The organism is Pseudomonas sp. Y24-6 (genome assembly GCF_020295325.1).
In the GTDB taxonomy this organism is placed as follows: Bacteria; Pseudomonadota; Gammaproteobacteria; order Pseudomonadales; family Pseudomonadaceae; genus Aquipseudomonas; species Aquipseudomonas gregormendelii.
Genome location: NZ_JACBXG010000001.1, coordinates 625,438 through 643,965, shown reverse-complemented (window position 1 = coordinate 643,965; position 18,528 = coordinate 625,438). Strand labels below are relative to the sequence as shown.

Annotated in this window: 20 protein-coding genes; 17 read left to right on the top strand and 3 right to left on the bottom strand. The window is 62.6% G+C overall.

Annotated elements, in window-relative coordinates:
- Positions 1–4: 4 nt before the first annotated feature.
- The 17 genes from HYI44_RS03045 (at position 5) to HYI44_RS02965 (ending at position 13,650) form a co-directional block, all read left to right on the top strand.
- Positions 5–661, top strand: a complete 657-nt coding sequence (locus tag HYI44_RS03045; protein ID WP_122838640.1) for an SCO family protein — start codon at positions 5–7, stop codon at positions 659–661.
- Positions 658–1,287, top strand: coding sequence for an SCO family protein (locus HYI44_RS03040; RefSeq protein ID WP_122838448.1), 630 nt, complete (start codon positions 658–660; stop codon positions 1,285–1,287). The genes HYI44_RS03045 and HYI44_RS03040 overlap by 4 nt, the downstream gene beginning before the upstream one ends.
- Positions 1,288–1,296: 9 nt before the next feature.
- Complete coding sequence (locus HYI44_RS03035) at positions 1,297–2,847, top strand: ABC transporter substrate-binding protein (protein ID WP_225568723.1); 1,551 nt, start codon at positions 1,297–1,299, stop codon at positions 2,845–2,847.
- A 13-nt stretch (positions 2,848–2,860) separates the two neighbouring features.
- Positions 2,861–3,814 (top strand): peptidylprolyl isomerase, encoded by a 954-nt coding sequence (locus HYI44_RS03030; RefSeq protein WP_201149764.1) that lies wholly within the window; start codon positions 2,861–2,863, stop codon positions 3,812–3,814.
- Between the two features lie 232 nt (positions 3,815–4,046).
- Positions 4,047–4,565 carry a response regulator gene (locus tag HYI44_RS03025; RefSeq protein WP_122838451.1) on the top strand — a complete coding sequence of 173 codons (519 nt, stop codon included), beginning with the start codon at positions 4,047–4,049 and terminating at the stop codon, positions 4,563–4,565.
- 83 nt (positions 4,566–4,648) lie between these two features.
- Positions 4,649–6,355, top strand: coding sequence for a GspE/PulE family protein (locus tag HYI44_RS03020; RefSeq protein ID WP_045058822.1), 1,707 nt, complete (start codon positions 4,649–4,651; stop codon positions 6,353–6,355).
- Positions 6,336–7,139: a hypothetical protein gene (locus tag HYI44_RS03015; protein WP_225568722.1), complete on the top strand. Its 804-nt coding sequence runs from the start codon at positions 6,336–6,338 to the stop codon at positions 7,137–7,139. The genes HYI44_RS03020 and HYI44_RS03015 overlap by 20 nt, the downstream gene beginning before the upstream one ends.
- A gap of 1 nt (position 7,140) precedes the next feature.
- Positions 7,141–7,686, top strand: a complete 546-nt coding sequence (locus HYI44_RS03010) for a PilN domain-containing protein (RefSeq protein WP_122838453.1) — start codon at positions 7,141–7,143, stop codon at positions 7,684–7,686.
- Positions 7,673–8,221, top strand: coding sequence for a GspMb/PilO family protein (locus HYI44_RS03005; RefSeq protein ID WP_045058819.1), 549 nt, complete (start codon positions 7,673–7,675; stop codon positions 8,219–8,221). The genes HYI44_RS03010 and HYI44_RS03005 overlap by 14 nt, the downstream gene beginning before the upstream one ends.
- Positions 8,221–8,739 (top strand): hypothetical protein, encoded by a 519-nt coding sequence (locus HYI44_RS03000; RefSeq protein WP_225568721.1) that lies wholly within the window; start codon positions 8,221–8,223, stop codon positions 8,737–8,739. Before HYI44_RS03005 ends, HYI44_RS03000 begins: the two co-directional genes overlap by 1 nt.
- Positions 8,736–10,568, top strand: a complete 1,833-nt coding sequence (locus tag HYI44_RS02995; protein WP_045058817.1) for a type II secretion system protein GspD — start codon at positions 8,736–8,738, stop codon at positions 10,566–10,568. The genes HYI44_RS03000 and HYI44_RS02995 overlap by 4 nt, the downstream gene beginning before the upstream one ends.
- Positions 10,569–10,570: 2 nt before the next feature.
- Positions 10,571–11,044, top strand: a complete 474-nt coding sequence (locus HYI44_RS02990; RefSeq protein WP_225568720.1) for a type II secretion system protein — start codon at positions 10,571–10,573, stop codon at positions 11,042–11,044.
- 3 nt (positions 11,045–11,047) lie between these two features.
- Positions 11,048–11,422, top strand: coding sequence for a type II secretion system protein (locus HYI44_RS02985; protein ID WP_122838457.1), 375 nt, complete (start codon positions 11,048–11,050; stop codon positions 11,420–11,422).
- On the top strand, positions 11,397–11,936 hold the full coding sequence (locus tag HYI44_RS02980; RefSeq protein WP_225568719.1) for a type II secretion system protein: 540 nt from the start codon (positions 11,397–11,399) through the stop codon (positions 11,934–11,936). The genes HYI44_RS02985 and HYI44_RS02980 overlap by 26 nt, the downstream gene beginning before the upstream one ends.
- A complete protein-coding gene (gene csgE / locus HYI44_RS02975; protein ID WP_045058813.1) occupies positions 11,933–12,325 on the top strand; it encodes a curli production assembly/transport protein CsgE in 393 nt (130 codons plus the stop codon). Before HYI44_RS02980 ends, csgE begins: the two co-directional genes overlap by 4 nt.
- Positions 12,322–12,756, top strand: a complete 435-nt coding sequence (locus tag HYI44_RS02970; RefSeq protein WP_045058812.1) for a curli assembly protein CsgF — start codon at positions 12,322–12,324, stop codon at positions 12,754–12,756. Before csgE ends, HYI44_RS02970 begins: the two co-directional genes overlap by 4 nt.
- Positions 12,757–12,783: 27 nt before the next feature.
- Positions 12,784–13,650, top strand: coding sequence for a CsgG/HfaB family protein (locus HYI44_RS02965; RefSeq protein ID WP_225568718.1), 867 nt, complete (start codon positions 12,784–12,786; stop codon positions 13,648–13,650).
- Positions 13,651–14,253: 603 nt separating this feature from the next.
- Here the strand turns inward: HYI44_RS02965 and HYI44_RS02960 are convergent.
- From HYI44_RS02960 to HYI44_RS02950, 3 genes are read right to left on the bottom strand one after another with little or no spacing between them, the layout of a single operon-like run.
- Positions 14,254–15,702 carry a curlin gene (locus tag HYI44_RS02960; protein ID WP_225568717.1) on the bottom strand — a complete coding sequence of 483 codons (1,449 nt, stop codon included), beginning with the start codon at positions 15,700–15,702 and terminating at the stop codon, positions 14,254–14,256.
- A 27-nt stretch (positions 15,703–15,729) separates the two neighbouring features.
- Positions 15,730–16,191 carry a curlin gene (locus HYI44_RS02955; RefSeq protein ID WP_225568716.1) on the bottom strand — a complete coding sequence of 154 codons (462 nt, stop codon included), beginning with the start codon at positions 16,189–16,191 and terminating at the stop codon, positions 15,730–15,732.
- Between the two features lie 60 nt (positions 16,192–16,251).
- Entirely contained in the window at positions 16,252–18,498 is a 2,247-nt protein-coding gene (locus tag HYI44_RS02950) for an Ig-like domain-containing protein (RefSeq protein ID WP_225568715.1), read from the bottom strand.
- Positions 18,499–18,528: the final 30 nt, after the last annotated feature.

Below are 18,528 nucleotides of genomic sequence, written 5' to 3'. Positions count from 1 at the left end.
GGACATGAATCGATTCGCACCCTGCGCAATGCTGACGCTGTGCCTGCTTGCTGCCGGCATCAGCCAGGCCATGGCCCATTCGGCGGATGAACATGCCGGCCATGACATGCCCGCCAAAAGTGCTACCTCCGAAAGCGCCCAGGTGAAGTTCGCCGACGTTGCTCTGGTGGACCAGACGGGCAAAGCAGTGCGCCTGGAACAAGACCTGGTGAGCAACAAGATCGTGGTCATGAGTTTCATCTACACCAGCTGCACCACGGTCTGCCCGGTGGTGTCCTCGATCATGGGCAAGGTACAGAAGCAACTCGGCGCGCGGGTCGGCACCGAGGTGCAGCTGGTGTCGATCAGCATCGACCCGCAACGCGACGATGCCAAGCGGCTGAATGAATACGCCCGCTCGTTCCAGAACGGCCCCGGCTGGAGCTGGCTCACCGGCTCTACCCAGTCGGTCGCTGAAACCCTCAAGGGCCTGGGCACGTTCAACGGCGACTTGAAAAGCCATGCGCCGCTGATTCTGGTGGGCGATGGCAACAGCCGGCACTGGACCCGCTACTACGGTTTCACCGACCCGGCCGTGCTCACCCGCGAAGTGGAAAAACTCAGCGGCGAACGCAATGCCCACGCCAAACACACCGCCATTGCCATGGAGCAGCACCCATGAGGACTTTCGACCGTATCGCCTTGAGCCTGTGCCTGGGCCTCTTCAGCTCGCTGGCGCTTGCCCATGAGGGCCACCAGGAACCCGCACCTGCCACGCCCGCCACGCCCGCCGCGCAACCGGCCAGCGGCACGCGCGACGCCAAAACCTGGTTCACCGACACCCCGTTGCAGGACCAGAATGGCCAGACCCTGCGGTTCTACAGCGACGCGCTGCAAAACCGGGTGGTGCTGCTCAACGTGATTTTCACCAGTTGCAATGATGCCTGTCCGCTGATCACCCAAAAACTCAAGGAAGTTCGCGAAGTCCTGGGCGACAAGGCCGAGGGCATCACCTTTATCTCCCTTACCAGTGATCCGCTGCGGGACACCCCGGCGGTACTCAAGGCTTACACCTTGAAACAAGGGGTAGAAGACCCCCACTGGCTTTTTCTAACGGGCGACAAGGCCCAGATGGACCTGGTACTGGGGCGCATCGGCCAGATCGTGCCGACCCCGGAACAGCACTCCACGCAACTGATCGTCGGTGACGTGGCCAACAAGCGCTGGAGCAAGATTCGTCCCGATGCCCCGGCCGCCGCCATTGCCCAGCGCTTGCAGTTGCTGACAATGCCCCTGGTCGGCCGTTGAGCGCGCGCCATGAAAACCTCCCTCGTCCTCGGCCTGCTGCTCCTGTGCGGTCTGCACCTCGGCGCCCAGGCGCTGCCGCTGACCCCCAGCGAAAGCGCCGGTAAACGGCTGTATCGCGAGGGGCTGTCGGCCAGTGGCGAGCCCATCATGGCGCGGGTCGGTGCGGCGGGCATGCTACTGCCCGCCACCAGCCTGCCTTGCGCCAATTGCCATGGCGCCGACGGCGTGGGACGACCCGAAGGCGGGGTGCGACCGCCGGATTTGAGTTGGCCGCGGCTCAGCAGCACCTATGGCCAGCAACAGGTCAACGGCCGCGACTACCCGGCCTATACCGACGCCAGCCTGGCCAAAGCCATTCAGGAAGGCCGCGATCCCGGCGACAATCGACTCGACCCGGCGATGCCCAGGTTTGTCCTGTCGATGAACGATCAGCGCAACCTCACCGCCTATCTCAAGCGCGTGGCCGAAGACCGCGACCCTGGCCTCGACCCGGCCACCGTGCACCTGGGTACGCTGTTGCCAGCTTCCGGGCCGTTGGGCGAGGAGGGGGCCACGGTGGCGGCGGTGCTCAAGGGCAGCGTGGCGCGTATCAACGAAGCCGGTGGTATCCACGGCCGGCAGCTGCGCCTGACCATTCTCGACCCGGGGCCGGACCGCGCCAGTGCCGCGCAGGCGCTGGACCGCCTGATTGACCAGGAACAGGTATTCGCCCTGATCGCGCCCCTGGTGCCGGCACTGGACGCAGACCTGGCCACTCGTCTGGAACGCGCCGGCGTGCCGCTGATCGGTCCCTTGTCTCTGCTGGGAACAGTCCAGGCGAGCCGGCAGATTTTCGAGCCCTTGCCGGGCTTGCGCGAGCAACTGATCGCCTTGGCCGACTACGCCACCGAACAGCTCAAAGTGCTGCAGGGGCCCACGCTGATCACCTACCCGGACGAAGCCGGCCAGCGCCTGGCGGCCCAGAACCTGAGCCGGTATCTGCAGGATCACGCCTGGCAGAAAGTACGCCTGCAAGCCTACGACCCGGCCAGCGAAGAAGTGCCGCTAGGCTCGCGTTCGGTGTTTTACCTGGGCAGCGGGGCCGGTTTCAGTCGCCTGGCCGAGCGCCTGCAAGTGGCCGGGCAGGTGCCGTATCTGTTTGCCACCTCGAATCAGGTGGCGGGGGACCTGCTGCAGGTGCCCAGTGGTTTTTCCCGGCGAGTGTTCCTGGCGTATCCGTTTGTGCCCAGTGACTGGACCGTTGCTGGCCGCCTGGCCCTGACGCAGGTGCGCGCCAACCAGGGCCTGGGCGGCCAGCACGCGGTGCTGCAAGTGGGCGCCTACAGCTCGATGCTGCTGCTCAGCGAGGGCCTGAAACAGGCCGGGCGCGACACCAGCCGCGAGAAGCTGGTCGACGCCCTCGAAGGCCTGCACGACTTCGATACCGGGCTGACGCCCTTGATCAGCTTTGGCCCTGGCCGCCGCCTGGGCCTGAGCGGCGCCCATGTGGTGACCGTGGATCTGCCTGACCAGCGTTTCTACCTGGTAGCGCCCTATAGACCGATAGCAGCGATGCCCTGAACGGAGGCTCATCATGAAACTCAACACCTGGTTGCTCCTGCTGACCCTGTCGGTGCCGGTGAGTTACGCCAGCACCGGCCCGATCGCGGCGCGGGTCAATGGCGAGGAAATATCCGAATTTCGCCTGGAACGCTATTTCGCCGAGTTCCTCGAGGACCAGGGCCGGGCTTTGGGCAGCATTCGCAATCCCAAGGCCTACAAGCAACTGCGGCAAAAGGCCCTGGACGCCTTGATCGACAAGGAATTGCTGTGGCAAGAAGCCGTCAAGCGCGGCGTGGTGATCAGCGATGCACAGGTGCAGGGCCAGGTCGACCAGGCTCGCCAGGCCATCGGCGGCCCCGAGGTGTTCGCCCGGCGCCTGAACGATGCCGGTTTTGACGAAGCCAGCTTCATCGAGTACACCCGGCGTGACATGGCGGCGCAGCAGGTATTTGCCGAACTGACCAAGGTGGCCGAGCCCGACGAGAAAGCGGTGCGGGCTTTTTACGAGGAACACCGCAGCGAAATGGGCCGGCCCGAGGAAGTACAGGCGCGGCATATCCTGGTGAAGGTCCCTGAAGGCGCAGATACCGCGACAATTGAAGCAGCGCGTCTACGCTTGGTAGACATGCGGTTGAAAATCGTTAACGGTGCCGAATTTGCCAGTATTGCCAAAAGTGCTTCAGAGGATGCTTCCGCCAGCAGCGGCGGGGACCTGGGATATTTCCCCAAGGGCCGCATGTTCCCTGAATTCGAAGCGACAGCCTTTGCCATGGCACCGGGTGACCTCAGCGAGCCGGTACGCACTCCGGTGGGCTGGCACCTCATTTATTTACAGAACCGTAGCGAGCCCGCCGATGTCTCAGAAGAACAGGGACTGGAAATGGTCAGGGCTTACCTTGCTCGACAGCAACAGGTGGCCATTCGTGGCGAAGTGCTTGCGCAGCTGCGGTCGAGCAATCGAATTGAACGGATTGACGACGATTGAAGTTTGTTCCCCAATAGTGGGGAAAAGCTTCAGGGTGAATCCGTGCACTTGCCCCGGCTTTGGGGGGCACTTGGCGGTGGTGTGCTCGGACAAAAAAGGTTTTTCATGAATATCAACTACATGCAGTGGTGAAAACATCCGCGCCGAGTCTGGCATGAAGTGTGCGTTAGCCTGATTGAGGCGGCACTCTGCCAGGTTCGAGATTCGGACCTGCGGTTACAAGGAGTCCACCTTGCTAAACAAAGTACTGGTTGTTGAAGACGAACAGCTCCTTGCACAAAACCTCCAGGATTACCTGCAGGCGCAAGGGCTGGAAGTCCGGATAGCACACGAAGGTGCCAAAGCCATCGGCGAAGCCGCTGATTTTGCCCCCGATGTGATGGTGTTCGATTACCGCTTGCCCGATATGGAAGGTTTTGACGTTCTCGAACAAGTCCGCCAGAACAGGAATTGTCATTGTGTACTGATTACAGGGCACCCAACCGCTGAAGTCTGTGAGCGGGCCCGGCAACTTGGAGTCAGTCACATCCTGTTCAAGCCGTTTCCTTTGGCGGAGCTGGCCCGGGCCGTTTGTGACCTTCTGGGGATGGAGCGCCGAACGAACACTGCTACAGGATTCGTCGAACGACGCCAGAGCAGGACCGAAAGTTTCCCGCTGCAATTGTACGACGGAAGCTGGGTGCTGGTGGATCGCCGAAGAAACTCGAACTCCATGGCACCAGACGACGAACAATTGCTCACCGGGGAGTAATGACGCGACAAGTCGTTCCGGACCCCCCGTAACTGCTCGCCGCGTCGACAGGGCTCAAAGCCCCCGGCGTTGGAGAGCATGCCATGGACCGTCTATCCCTAGCCGTAGAACCGGCGCTGTTGGACACCGTACCGTCGCGTTTTTCCAGTGAACAACTGGCCCAGGCCCGCTCCCGCGCGGCCACTTCCGGCGAACGGGTGCTGGAAGCACTTGGGGTGTTGTGTGAACTGGCCCCCATGCCCTTCATCGAATGCCTGGGCACTACCCTGCATTACCCGGTGCTCGACACCGACACGCTGTTCAAGGCCACCCCGGTATTCGACCGGGTCACCCTGGCCCAATGCCTCAAGCGCGAATTTATCCTGCTGCGTCACGAAGAGACGGTCATTGGCGTGTTCGCCGACCCCTTCGACAGCGCGCGCCTGGCCTGGATCGACGACTGCCTGCACGGCGCGCCGTTGTACCTGGTGCACGCCGACGATCTCAAGGCCTACCTGGCCCGCCACGAGGAAAGCTTTCACGCGGTTGAATCGCTCAATGCCCAGGCCGACTCAGGGGTGGAAATCGACAAGCTGCAAAGCCTGTCCCTGACCAGCATCAGCGAGGACGCCAGTGTCGTGGTCAAGCTGGTCAACTCGACCCTCTACGACGCGCTGAAGATGCACGCCAGCGACATCCACCTGGGCACCACCGGCAGCGGCCTGGTGATCAAGTACCGCATCGACGGCGTGCTCAACAATATCAGCAAGATCCAGGGCACCGAGTTCGCCGAGCAGGTGCTCTCGCGGGTCAAGGTCATGGCCGAACTGGACATCGGCGAAAAACGCGTGCCCCAGGATGGCCGTTTCAAGATCGGTATCAGCGGGCGGCAGATCGACTTCCGTGTGTCCATCATGCCCAGCATCTTTGGCGAGGACGCGGTGCTGCGGGTACTGGACAAACAGGACCTGGCCGACAAGGTCAGTGGCGTGCAGTTGCAGGCTCTGGGCTTTGAAGACGAAACCCTGCGCCAACTGCGCCGCCTGGCGTCCGAACCCTACGGCATGGTGCTGGTGACCGGCCCGACTGGCAGCGGCAAGACCACCACGCTCTACGCCATGATCACCGAGATCAACCACGGCGTGGACAAGATCATCACCATCGAAGACCCGGTGGAGTACCAACTGCCGGGTGTGCTGCAGATTCCTGTGAACGAGAAGAAGGGCCTGACCTTCGCCCGGGGGCTGCGCTCGATCCTGCGCCACGACCCGGACAAGATCATGGTCGGTGAGATCCGTGACCCGGACACCGCGCAGATTGCCGTGCAATCGGCACTCACCGGGCACCTGGTGTTCACCACCATCCACGCCAACAACGTGTTCGACGTGATTGGCCGTTTCACCCAGATGGAAATCGACCCCTACAGCCTGGTTTCGGCGCTCAACGCGGTGCTGGCGCAACGGCTGATCCGCCTGGTCTGCGCCAGCTGCAGCGCGCCGCATTTCCCCACTGATGACGAGTTGCACCTCTCGGGGCTCGACCCGCAACAGGTGACCGATTTCCACTTCGTGCACGGCAAGGGCTGCGGCCACTGCCGGGGCACCGGGTATCGCGGGCGTACCGCGATCGCAGAGCTGCTGCACCTGGACGACGAGCTGCGGCAGATGATCGTCGAGCGCCAGCCGATTTCGAAAATCAAGGCCCATGCCTGCAAACGTGGCTTGCGCCTGCTGCGCGAGTCGGCCCTGGAACTGGTGCAGGAAGGGCGGACCACGCTCGAGGAGATCAATCGTGTCACTTTTGTCTCGTGATCGTTTTGTCGCCGTACTCGGCGCCAGTGGCGTTGGCCTGGGCCGGCGCCAGGGCAGCGACACCCTGTGGCTGGGCAGCGTCGGTTTCATCGACGAAGGCTTCCATGCCTGGGCCGTCGCCCTGGAAACCCTCGACCGCCTGCTGGGCGAACATGCCGCTGCCGGTGCGCAGTTGAGCGTGGTCGTGTCGGGGCACTTCAGCCGCTTCTGCCTGGTGCCGTGGAGCGATCAGATCAACAGCCCCGAGGAACTGCGTGGCTTCGCCCAACTGTGCTTCGAAGACCTTTACGGTGTGCCGACGCAGCCCTGGAACCTGGTGTTGTCGGCCGAGCCTGCGGGTTACGACCGCATCGCTGCCGCGCTGCCGCAGGACCTGCTCGAGCGCCTGCGGACGCTGGCCAGCGCCCGGGGCCTGAAGCTGCGCTCGGTGCAGCCCTACCTGATGGCCGCTTTCAATCACTTCGATTCGAGCTTCGACGCCGGCGATTTTCTCTTCGTGGTCGCCGAGCCGGTGCGCAGCGTGTTGCTGGTGGCGCGGGAAGGGCGTTGGGCTTCGGTGCGTTCGGTGGGCAGCAGTGACAGCGATGCCGCACTGGCGGCGCTGATCGGTCGTGAAAGCCAGCTGCAAGCCTCCACCAGCGACCGCCCGCTGAATGTTTACCTGCATGCGCCGGCACGCATCGATTCGCACCCCGAGGTGCCGGGTGTTCACCTGCGCACCCTTGAAGAGGACCGGACAGCCGTACGCGACAGCCTGTACGTCATGTCCCGGGCGGTGGCCTGACATGCGCGCCCTGATGCTCGACTTCCAGCCGCGTCGCCGTTCCGGTCCCTTGGGCTGGAGCCTGCTGGCCGCCGGCGTGGTGCTGGCGCTGACTTGCTTGGCGCTCGGCCAGCACGTCAGCGACCAATCCAGCCAGCAGCAAGGTCACCTGCAAACGGCTCAGCGGGTACTGACCGGCGACACCGGTACCAAGCTCAGCCTGACCCCGGCGCAAATCCGCGAACAGGCGCAGAACCTGGCCGAAATGCGCAAGGTCTCGCAGCAGTTGCGCCGCCCCTGGGAGCACCTGTTCGCCACCCTGGAAAGTATGCCCCGGGACAACATTGCCCTGCTGACCCTGACCCCCGACGCTCGCAAGGGCCAGGTGCGCATCAGCGCTGAAGCGCGGGACCTGGAAGCGATGCTCGACTTCCACAGGCGCCTCGAAGCCAGCGACGAGCTGTCCGATGTGTCGCTGCTGAGCCACGAAATCGTCGCCAACGTGCCGGAGCATCCGGTGCAATTCAACCTGTCGGCTACCTGGGAGATCGGCGATGCAAATCCCTAGATTGATCGTCCACGAATACCTGCAAGGCCTCGGTGTGCCCGGGCTTGCCGGTATTGCCCTGGTGCTGCTGGCGCTGGTGTATGGCCTGGCAGGTTTGCTGCCGGACTGGCAGTCGCTGCAACAGCTCAGCCAGCAGACCCGGGAAGCCGGCGAATACCTGGCCAAGGTTGAAGAGGGCAGCGTGGCTGCGCCAGTGGTGCCGCAGCGCCAGCTCGATGACTTCCGCAGCAAGTTGCCGTCACAGCCCCAGGCAACGGTTGCCATCGACAAGATCTACGCCCTGGCCGCCCAGGAACGTATCACCCTGGCCCGCGGTGAATACTCCCTGGGCATCGATCCCAAGACCCACCTGGCGCGTTACCAGATCCTCCTGCCGGTTCGCGGCAGCTATCCGCAACTGCGGCGCTTCCTGCACGCCTTGCTCGGCCAACTACCGGCCGTGGTGGTCGAGGACGTGGAGTTCCAGCGCAAGAAGATCGCCGACACCGACCTCACCGGGCGGATCCGCATGACCCTTTACCTGTCGAGGTCGTGATGAAAAGTCAACGCGTAGTGGGCTGGCTGGCATTCCTCGGGGTTGCCGCAGCGCTCACCTGGGGGGGCGAGTTCTTCCAGTCGACAGAGGAGGGCGATGACACCGTCGCTGTCGTAGGCAGCCCGGCCAAAGCCAGGGTTAGCGGCGGCTTGCCGGCTGCCCCCGCTGCTGGCAAACCCGCGCAGATCAAGGACCTGAGCCCGGCCGGCGACCTGTTCGCCGCCCGCAGCTGGAAAGCGGCGCCGACCCTCGCCGTCGTCACCGAACAACCCGTCAACGTCACCCCGGTGGTGCAAGCCCCTAGCGCACCGCCCATGCCTTTCCAGTTCGTGGGCAGGCTGGATGACCGTACCGATCTGCAGGTATTTCTGCAGAACGGCGAAAAAATATACGTCGTGCGCAAAGGGGACGTGATCGACGAAACGTGGCGGATCGAGGGCATTTCCGATGTGGAACTGAGCTTCGTTTACCTGCCTTTGCATTTGTCTCAGACGCTGTCTGTGGGGAGCACGCAATGAACCGATCCCGTTTGCTGATAAGCCTTGTCTGCCTGTGTGCAGGATTGGCCGCGTGCAGTTCCGCGCAGGTAGCCAAGCAGGAGGCGTCCGACCTCATTGAGTCGGGACAGTACGAAGCCGGCCTGGCCCGAATCGAGGAAGGCCTGCGCGAAAATCCTCGTGATACCGAGCTGCACCTGGCCTTGAACAGCAGCCGCGCCCGGGCGGTGACGGCGCTGCTGACCCAGGCCGACATGGACCGCGCCCAGCGTGATTTTGCCTCCGCCCGCATGGGCTATGGCCGGGTACTGACCATCGAGCCGAACAACCGGCGCGCCCAGGAATCCCTGAGCCAGCTTGAACACATGCGCAGCCAGGATGAAAAACTCGAGCTGGCCCGGGGCGACCTGCGCCGTGGCGACATCTACGCCGCCGACCGCCAGGTCAAGCAGATACTCGAGCTGGACCCGAAAAATGAAGGCGCCCTGGAGCTGCAAAGCAGCATCCGCCTGGTGCAGAGCCGTAACGTCGTGCAGTACCCGCAGCTGCGCACTCGCCTCGATCGGCCGGTGACCCTGGAGTTTCGCGATGCCAACCTCAAGACCATCTTCGAAGTGCTGTCCCAGGTCGCCGGGCTGAATTTCATCTTCGACAAGGACCTGCGCCCGGACATGAAAGCCACCATCTTCGTGCGTGACGTGCGCATCGAAGACGCCGTGGCACTGCTGCTGCAACAGAACCAGCTGCACCAAAAAGTGGTGAACGAAAACACCCTGCTGATCTACCCCGACTCGCCGCAGAAGCTCAAGGACTATCAAGAGCTGGTGATGCGCACTTTCTACCTGACCAGCATCGATGCCAACACCGCGCTGAATATGATCAAGACCATGCTCAAGACCCGCGATGTATTTGTCGACGAACGCCTCAACACCCTTACCATGCGCGACAGCGAAGACGCGATTCGCATGGCGGAAAAACTCCTGCAATCGCAAGACCAGTCCAACCCCGAAGTGGTGCTGGAAGTGGAAGTCATGGAGGTCGCTCGCCAGCGCATCCTCGATCTCGGCCTGCAGTGGCCCAATACCTTTGGCGTGCTCACCAGTGACGGCCAGGCGGTGTCGGTGCTCGACCAGCTCAGGGGCATCAACTCCAGCCGGATCTCGATTTCGCCTTCGCCCCAAGCCAAGATCAACGCCCAGGACAAGGACATCAATACCCTGGCCAGCCCGGTGATTCGGGTCAGCAACCGCGAGCAGGCACGCATCCACATTGGCCAGCGCGTGCCGATCATCAGCGCCACTTCGGTGCCTTCGACCCAGGGCCCGGTGATCACCGAAAGCGTGACCTACCTGGATGTCGGTCTCAAGCTCGAAGTCCAGCCCATCGTGCACCTGAACAACGAGGTGGCGATCAAAATCGCCCTGGAGGTCAGCAACGCGACCCCGCTGGAACCGACCCGCCAGGGCACCATCCCGGTTCAGGTTGACACCCGTAATGCCCAGACCACCTTGCGCCTGCACGACGGCGAAACGCAGATCCTCGCCGGGCTGGTGCGCAATGACCATGGCAGCAACGGCAACAAAATCCCCGGCCTTGGCGATATTCCAGGCCTGGGCCGGTTGTTCGGCAGCAACCGCGACGACGTCAGCAAATCGGAACTGGTGCTGTCCATCACCCCGCGCATCGTGCGCAACCTGCCATACCAGAGCCCCTCGGACATGGAGTTCCCTACCGGCACCGAAACCAGCATGCACATCCAGGCCCCGGACCGCTCGATGGACACCGCGATCCGCACCGAAACCATGGGCACGCCGGTGGTCGCCACCCGTGTCGTCGTCGAGAAGCCTTGATCATGAACGCCTCGCAACGCGGTTTTACCCTGATCGAAGTCGTGGTGACGCTGGCCCTGATCGGCCTGCTGGCCGGCATGGCCGCGCCGTTGACCGAGACCGTGGTGCGCCGGGGCAAAGAGCAGGACCTACGCACCGCGCTGTACCAGATTCGCGATGCCATCGATGCCTACAAGCGCGCATTCGATGCCGGCTACATCGAGAAGTCGCTGAACAGCAGCGGCTACCCACCGAAACTGCAAGTGCTGGTGGAAGGCGTGCGCGATGTGCGCAGCGCCAAGGGTGCCAAGTTCTACTTTTTACGGCGCATTCCTCACGATCCGCTGGCGTCGGTCAAGCGTGACGACGAAGGCGGTTGGGGTTTGCGCACCTATGACAGTTCGGCCCAGAACCCGCGTGAGGGGGTGGACGTCTTTGACGTCTATTCCCAGGCTCGCGGCAAGGGGCTCAACGGCGTCGCCTATAGGGAGTGGTGAATCATGCGTCGGCAAAAGGGATTTACCCTGCTGGAACTGATGGTGGTCATGGCAATCATCGCAACCCTGATGACCATTGCCTTGCCCCGTTATTTCAACAGCCTGGAAACATCGAAAGAGACCACCCTGCGCCAGAGCCTGTCGGCGATGCGTGAGGCGCTGGACCACTATTACGGCGACACCGGGCGTTATCCCGACTCCATCGAGCAACTGGTCGAGCAGCGTTACCTGCGCAACCCGCCGATGGACCCGATCGCCGAGCGCAAGGATGCCTGGGTCATGGTCGCGCCGCCGGAGGGTGTGGCGGGCGGTGTTGCCGATATCAAGAGTGGAGCCACAGGGAGGGCGCGTGATGGCAGCCTTTATTCCGAGTGGTAGGCCGTCCGCAGAGGGCGGTTTCACCTACCTGGGCGTGTTGTTCCTGATCATGGTCATGGGCATGGGCCTGGCCAGCGCAGGCGAGCTTTGGTCCACCGCATCGCGGCGTGACCGCGAGAAACAGCTGCTCTGGGTCGGTACCCAATATGCCCAGGCGCTGCGCAGCTATTACCGCAGTTCGCCTGGCCTGGCGCAGTACCCCAAGGAGCTCGAAGACCTGCTGGACGACCAGCGTTTTCCAACGCCCAGGCACCATATCCGCCAGCTCTATCCTGATCCCATCGGTGGCGGTGAGTGGAGCCTGCAACGGGGCTTTGATGGACGCATCACCGGCCTCAACAGCCCGTCTACCGACAAGCCGCTCAAGCAGGTGGATTTCCCCAGCCAGTGGTCGGACTTCACCGGCATGGCCAGTTACAAGGACTGGCAGTTTGTCGCCGAGAAAGCCTTCCTCGATGGCGCGTCGGGTCCGGCCAACGGTCAGTCCAGCGCACCCGGGGCGTTGCAGCCATGAACCGCCAATGGCTGGCCGCCATGGCCCTGGTGCTGGTGCTGCCGTTCGCCTCGGCCGGGGAAGAGGACGAAATGATGGGCTTCATCGTCGATGACACGATCTCGCACATCGGCCACGAATTTTACTACTCGTTCAGTGAACGCCTGCGAGCGACCAGCCCGATGGATTTCAACCTGGTGGTACGCGAACGACCTTCGGCACGCTGGGGCAGCCTGGTGACCGTGGAATACCAACAGAGACTGGTTTACCGGCGCTTTCTACCGCCGAACACCGTGGAGCTCAAGGACGAGGCTTATGACGCCGCCGACTGGGTTCGCGGACAGATTGTCCAGCGCAAGCTGGAAGCCTTGTTGCAAGACACCACGGACCTTGAGAGGGACGAATTATGAAGACGACATTGTTTTCGCAGCGCAGCGGCCTCGCGTGGGCAGGCATGTGGCTGCTCGGGATCACCAGTTGTGGTGTGGTCCAGGCCACTGAGCTGGTGTACACGCCGGTCAACCCCTCGTTCGGCGGCAACCCGTTGAACGGCACCTGGCTGCTCAACAACGCCCAGGCGCAGAACGACTACGACGACCCGGACCTCAAGGATCGCACCGCGATCGCCGGCACCTCGGCCCTCGAGCGCTTCAGCAGCCAGTTGCAATCGCGCCTGCTGGGGCAGTTGCTGGACAACATCTCCACCGGCAACGCGGGGAGCCTGTCCACCGACGCTTTTATCGTCAACGTCATCGACGACTCGGGCGCACTGACCATTGAAGTGACGGACCGAGCGACCGGCGAAATTTCGGAAATCCTGGTGAACGGCCTGGCTCCTTGAGCCAAGGACTGATGGGGAGTAACGGACATGAAAAAAATAATTGTGCTAGGGATGCTGTTGGCAGCCTTGCAGGGTTGCAGCCTGCGCGAGCCGATGCCGGCCGAGCAGGACAGCGAAACCCCGACCCTGACGCCCAGGGCGTCAACCTACTACGACTTGATCAAGCTACCGCGTCCCAAGGGCCGCTTGATGGCCGTGGTCTACGGTTTTCGCGACCAGACCGGGCAGTACAAACCCACCCCGGCCAGCTCATTTTCCACCAGCGTGACCCAGGGCGCGGCGAGCATGCTGATGGACGCCATGCAAGCCAGCGGCTGGTTTGTGGTGCTGGAGCGTGAAGGGCTGCAGAACCTGCTGACCGAACGCAAGATCATTCGCGCTTCGCAAAAGAAACCGAACACGCCGATGAATATCCAGGCGGAACTGCCGCCTTTGCAGGCGGCGAACATGATGCTCGAAGGCGGCATCATCGCCTATGACACCAATGTGCGCAGCGGCGGGGAAGGGGCCCGTTACCTGGGCATCGACATCTCCCGCGAGTATCGGGTCGACCAGGTCACCGTCAACCTGCGGGCGGTGGACGTGCGCAGCGGCCAGGTCCTGGCCAACGTGATGACCAGCAAGACCATCTACTCCGTGGCCCGCAGCGCCGGCGTGTTCAAGTTCATCGAGTTCAAGAAACTGCTCGAGGCCGAAGTGGGCTACACCACCAACGAGCCGGCGCAGTTGTGCGTGTTGTCGGCCATCGAATCGGCGGTCGGTCACCTGTTGTCCCAAGGCATTGAACGCAAAATGTGGCAGGTCGCCGGCGACAACTCGGCACCGCCACAGAATGAAACCATGGAACGCTACCTGTCGCAGAACCGCGTAGTGCCGGAAGGCGAGGAAGAATAACCGGGCGGTCCCAGTCTTCCCTGATCCCACAGGGACTTGCAGTGCACAGGCGACTCCTGCGAGACCAAACTGTAGGAGCTGCCTGTAGGAGCTGCCGAGTGAAACGAGGCTGCGATCTTTTGATCCTGGTGGTGGCTAAACCAGATCAAAAGATCGCAGCCTCGTTTCACTTGGCAGCTCCTACATCGAGACAGGGTTCGAGACCAGCAGCTCTGCCAGTACCCTAACCCTCCGATACTCAAGCGCATCGCCCAAACCCTGTGGTGCCTGAGGGCGAAGAAGCATAAGCGGGTGATCCCGGCCTTCCTTGCTCCCACGGGGATTTGCAATGCACACGCGACCCCTAAGCCACCAAACTGTAGGAGCTGCCAAGTGAAACGAGGCTGCGATCTTTTGATCTTGGTAGTGGCTCAACCAGATCAAAAGATCGCAGCCTCGTTTCACTCGTCAGCTCCTACGGTCAGCTCCTACGGTCAGTTCCTACAGAATGGTCTGCACCCCAAAGTCCTGATTGATGTCCAACATCTCGGGGGGCCGACCAGAACCGCGCAAGCAAAAAAAACCGCGACCTTCAGGCCGCGGTTTTGGTACCCCCCCTATCAGTTATTGCTGCAACACAGTCGCCTGGTTAGCCCCGCCAAACTGCTGCACCGTCGCCATCTGCGACACGCCGCTCTGATCAACATTGGCAATGTTCCCGGTCCCGCCCTGGGTCACATATGCCACGTTCATGCTGTCGGCCTGTTTGACGGTGATCTGGTTGTCACTGCCATACATCTGCGTGGTGAACGCCTGGTTGCCGCTGCCCGACTGGTCGAACTCGCTGCTGTTGCCGGTGCCGGTGGAGGAACCCTGGATCAGGTTGGTGGTGCCGCGCTGGTCGGCGATGAGAATGTTGTCGGTGCCGTTCTGGTCGAAGTACAGCTCGTTGTAGGACTCGGCCTGGCTGACCGTGGTCTTGTTGCCCAGGCCGCTCTGGTTGGTGGTCATGATGTGGCCGGCGCCGGTCTGGGTGAAGTTGGCGATGTTGGCAGTGCCGGTCTGGTTGACGGTGGCGCGCTGGTTGGTGCCGAACTGGCCACCAGATTGTGGGCCTTTCCAGTTGCTGGCGTAGACCTTGTTCTCATTACCCACCGAGCTGGCATTGAGCACATGGCTGTCGCCGCTCTGGTAGGTAAAGTGGATGTTGTTGGTACCCTGTTGGTACAGCGCCAGGGTCGAACCGATAGATTCGAACTGGTCGGCGTAGAGTGCGTTGAGGTCGCCGACTTGCACGACCTGGGCGTAGTTGTTTTGCCCAAAGCTCTGGTCGACGATCGCTTCGTTGGCCTGCCCGTATTGATCGACGATAACCTGGCTGGCGGCTTGACCGAACTGCCAGACTTCACTGCCGTTCATGTCGCCGAACTGGCTGATGGTCACTGTGCCGCCAACGCCGCTGCGCTGATCACCGTAGGCGTAGTTGTCGCCGCCGTTCTGGTTGATCGCAATTTGGCCCCCCGAGTGACCGACCTGTTCTGCGGTGCCATAGTTGGCGGTGCCGTACTGCACCACGGTGGCGACATTCGCATCGCCCACTTCCATCTGTTCGATGTAAGCCACGTTGCTGTCACCGTTTTGAAAGGTCTGGCCCGAGGCGCCTTGCTGGCTGTCCTGGTAAATGAACGAAAAGTTGCCGTTACCCTGTTGCTGTTGCAGCGCTTCGTTGCCGGTCAAGCCAACAGACTGGCTGGCATGGGTGTTGTTGAACGTACCCACCTGCCGTTGCACGATGGTGCTGCCGTCCTCGAACAGTTGCTCGGCATAGCCGGCGTTGTAATCACCGACCTGATTCTGGTCGATGCTACTGCTTGCAGTGTCCTGCACCGCCATCGCGTCGTTACCCTGGCCGAACTGCTGCTCGGTTGCGGTGCTGAACGGGGCCTGGGTCTGCTTCACATTGGCGATGTTGGCATCACCGAATTGTTTCTGGGTCGAGATACTGTCGTCGGCCATGGCCTGGGCACTGACAATGACCAGGATGGCGGCGGTGAGGGGCGTCAGTTTGAACATGATGAAACCTCCGGGTAGTGCAGTGCTTTAGCGATATTGTTTGACCGAAACGCTCATGCCATTGCCCGACTGGGTGACGGCGCTGGAAAGCCCCGTGCCGGCCTGGTCTATGGTGGCGTCGTTGTTGTTGCCGTTCTGGGAGATCTGCGCGCGGTTGTGGCTACCGGTCTGGGTGATGCCGGCGTTATTGCCCGAACCTTGCTGGGTGATCAGGGCCATCAGGTCGTTACCTTGCTGAAGAATGAACGCCTCCTGATTGCTGCCCGACTGGACGATGCTACCGAGCAACGACTGGCCGTTCTGTTGCAGCAGCGCGACGTTGGCCTGGCCGTTCTGGTCGATCAGTGCCTGTTGGCCAACCGGCGGTGGCATCTCGCCGAGGTCGGTGGCGGGGGCCAGGTCGTCGTTGTCCATCAGGTCGTCGGCGCGCGCGCCAGCGCCACTGCAGAGCAGAAGCAGGCAGAGCAGGGCGGCGGTCGACGTTTTCATGGCGTTGTCCTGTGAGAAGAGGCTGGCCCCGTCAACTCCTGGAGTTGACGGGGCGAGGGCTCAGTTCGCCGTTACCGACACCGTACGCACGGTGCCCTGGGACGAGGTGATGGTGGCTGTCGGGTTCGCCGACGGGATCACCGTGGTGCTGTTGCTGACCGTCAACCGCCAGCGACCGGTCACTGGCACCGTGGTGGTACCCAGGGTCACCAGGCCCGTCGGGGTGCTGACCCGGACGGTGATGGTGTTGCCGGTGATCACCGAGCTGGTGCCGGCAAAGTCCCAGGTGAAGCGGTTGTTGGAGCGTGCCGACACCGTGGCCGTGGTCACTGTGAAGTTCTCCGCAGCAGGCCGTGGCGAGACTTGCACGGTGACCGTCGCCGGGGCCGCTGACACAGCACCGAAGCTGTCCCGGACGGTGTAGGTGAAGGTCGTGGTGAAAGCCGTGGTCACGGTGGCCGGTGGGGTGTAGGTCAGTACCGTGCCGTTGCTGCTGACACTGCCGCGACCCGCCGGTGGTTGGCTGAAGCTGGCGACTGCCAGGGGCAGGTTGCCTTCCGGATCGGTATCGTTGGCCAGCACGCTGATCGGTACCGCCACGCCCAGGGTTGCAATGGCATCGTTGACGGCCACCGGTGCCTGGTTAGGTGCCACGGTGATGGTCACGGTCGCCGGAGCGGTCGAGGCCAGGCCTTTGATGTCTTGCGCCTTGTAGGTGAAGGTGGTGGTCAGCGGAGCGTTGACCACCGCCGGTGGGGTGTAGACCACTGCAGTCGTGCCGCTCAATGCCACGGTGCCCTGTCCCGCAGCCGGTTGGGTCAACGCGGTGATGCTCAGCGGCACGTCGCCATCGGGGTCACTGTCGTTGGTCAGCAGGTTGAGGGTGATGGGTACGCCGAAGCTGGTGCTGCCGCTGTCGGCGACGGCCAGTGGAGGCTGGTTTTCGCCGGTGTTCGGCGCGCTGCCAACTACCACTACTGGCTCGGTGTCACTGCCGCCGGCGGCGGATTTTACCGTCACGGAAGCGGGGGGCTGGGTCAGATCGGCTATGGTGATTTTCTGCAGGGTGCCGGATTTCGACAGGCGTCCGTAGCCTTGCGCGACCATGTCCGGAATGGCCACTTCATCGGTGGAGGTGGCCTCGATCAGCAGGCTGTGGTTAGACCAGTTGTAGCGTGCGGTCTGGATTTTCACCACGTCTGTGAGCTTGCTCGATACGGCTGTCGGCCGGGTAGTGCCTGCCGGATTGGAAGCGGTGACCACTATGACCGCAGGCACCGGCCCAATAGCCTGGCGCTGACCGAAGAATAGCCCGGTGTTGTCCCCAAGCAGGGTGGTCTGGCAGGGCGAAAGCGGTGGTCCGGGAACCAGCGCCACGCTTTCACGGAAGCACAGGGACGAACCGCTGCCGGCCTTGGCGAACACTTCGACGCGCACGTTGCTGCTACCACCCGAGGTGGTGCGCCGGTAAGTCGCGCGGTCCACCTCGACCGGGGTTTGCGCACGGGCGTCAAGGACCTTGCCGGCCACTGTGAAGAGGTTGGTCTGGATGGTGCCCGCAGGCCCGGTGACCCGCAGGAAGTTGGTGTTGTTCGGGCTGCCGGTGACCTGCTCGGTGAGGTTCGGGTCGCCGACGAAGGTTTCCACGCCACCAGTGTCCGGGTTCACCTCGGTATAGGGGCCGTTGATGCTGCGCAGGAAGGGGCCGATGGCGCCATTCACCGCACCGGTGAAATTGCCCGGTGCGCCGATGCCGATGTCGCGGGTGATGTTGATCGCACGACGGCCAGGTGCCGTCACGTTGACCGTTTCCACACCATACGGGTGGGTGATGGTGTAGACACCGGCCGTGGGAATGTTCACCCGAATGCGAATCCGCGCAAAGCTTTGCTGGTCGCCATCGATCGGGTTCTCTGAAGCGAATGCCGCTTCGATCCCGGCCACGTAGGCATCTACGCCATAGCCGGCGCCGTTATCGGGGATGGCCGTCTCGGCAAGAAACCAGAAGGCTTCCGGTGGCCAGTTGTCCGGGAACACCATGGGTTGGGTGTCATCGTAAATACCCGGTTCCGGCAGCAGGGTGCACATGTAGGCCGGCGGTACCGAGGCCGGCACCCGCGAGCTGGCGGCCCGGGACTGGCACAGTTCCATCGAGAGTTGATTGTTGTCCTGATACCACATGGGGAATTTCCCCGTGGCAAAGGTATAAGGGCCCGGGTCGACGGCGGCGAGTTGCGCGAACGCGCTGCCGGACAGCGATAGAGTCAGTCCCAGGGCGTTGAGCGCCAGGCGTGGCCAATTGTTCATGATGCCTCCTGATGAGGATCTGGGCATGTG

What these genes read in the sequence shown, in the direction of transcription:
- HYI44_RS03045 (WP_122838640.1), top strand. Translation starts at nt 5, where the DNA reads ATGAATCGATTCGCACCCTGCGCAATGCTGACGCTGTGCCTGCTTGCT.
- HYI44_RS03040 (WP_122838448.1), top strand. Translation starts at nt 658, where the DNA reads ATGAGGACTTTCGACCGTATCGCCTTGAGCCTGTGCCTGGGCCTCTTC.
- HYI44_RS03035 (WP_225568723.1), top strand. Translation starts at nt 1,297, where the DNA reads ATGAAAACCTCCCTCGTCCTCGGCCTGCTGCTCCTGTGCGGTCTGCAC.
- HYI44_RS03030 (WP_201149764.1), top strand. Translation starts at nt 2,861, where the DNA reads ATGAAACTCAACACCTGGTTGCTCCTGCTGACCCTGTCGGTGCCGGTG.
- HYI44_RS03020 (WP_045058822.1), top strand. Translation starts at nt 4,649, where the DNA reads ATGGACCGTCTATCCCTAGCCGTAGAACCGGCGCTGTTGGACACCGTA.
- HYI44_RS03010 (WP_122838453.1), top strand. Translation starts at nt 7,141, where the DNA reads ATGCGCGCCCTGATGCTCGACTTCCAGCCGCGTCGCCGTTCCGGTCCC.
- HYI44_RS03005 (WP_045058819.1), top strand. Translation starts at nt 7,673, where the DNA reads ATGCAAATCCCTAGATTGATCGTCCACGAATACCTGCAAGGCCTCGGT.
- HYI44_RS03000 (WP_225568721.1), top strand. Translation starts at nt 8,221, where the DNA reads ATGAAAAGTCAACGCGTAGTGGGCTGGCTGGCATTCCTCGGGGTTGCC.
- HYI44_RS02995 (WP_045058817.1), top strand. Translation starts at nt 8,736, where the DNA reads ATGAACCGATCCCGTTTGCTGATAAGCCTTGTCTGCCTGTGTGCAGGA.
- HYI44_RS02990 (WP_225568720.1), top strand. Translation starts at nt 10,571, where the DNA reads ATGAACGCCTCGCAACGCGGTTTTACCCTGATCGAAGTCGTGGTGACG.
- HYI44_RS02985 (WP_122838457.1), top strand. Translation starts at nt 11,048, where the DNA reads ATGCGTCGGCAAAAGGGATTTACCCTGCTGGAACTGATGGTGGTCATG.
- HYI44_RS02980 (WP_225568719.1), top strand. Translation starts at nt 11,397, where the DNA reads ATGGCAGCCTTTATTCCGAGTGGTAGGCCGTCCGCAGAGGGCGGTTTC.
- csgE (WP_045058813.1), top strand. Translation starts at nt 11,933, where the DNA reads ATGAACCGCCAATGGCTGGCCGCCATGGCCCTGGTGCTGGTGCTGCCG.
- HYI44_RS02970 (WP_045058812.1), top strand. Translation starts at nt 12,322, where the DNA reads ATGAAGACGACATTGTTTTCGCAGCGCAGCGGCCTCGCGTGGGCAGGC.
- HYI44_RS02965 (WP_225568718.1), top strand. Translation starts at nt 12,784, where the DNA reads ATGAAAAAAATAATTGTGCTAGGGATGCTGTTGGCAGCCTTGCAGGGT.
- HYI44_RS02960 (WP_225568717.1), bottom strand. Translation starts at nt 15,702, where the DNA reads ATGTTCAAACTGACGCCCCTCACCGCCGCCATCCTGGTCATTGTCAGT.
- HYI44_RS02955 (WP_225568716.1), bottom strand. Translation starts at nt 16,191, where the DNA reads ATGAAAACGTCGACCGCCGCCCTGCTCTGCCTGCTTCTGCTCTGCAGT.
- HYI44_RS02950 (WP_225568715.1), bottom strand. Translation starts at nt 18,498, where the DNA reads ATGAACAATTGGCCACGCCTGGCGCTCAACGCCCTGGGACTGACTCTA.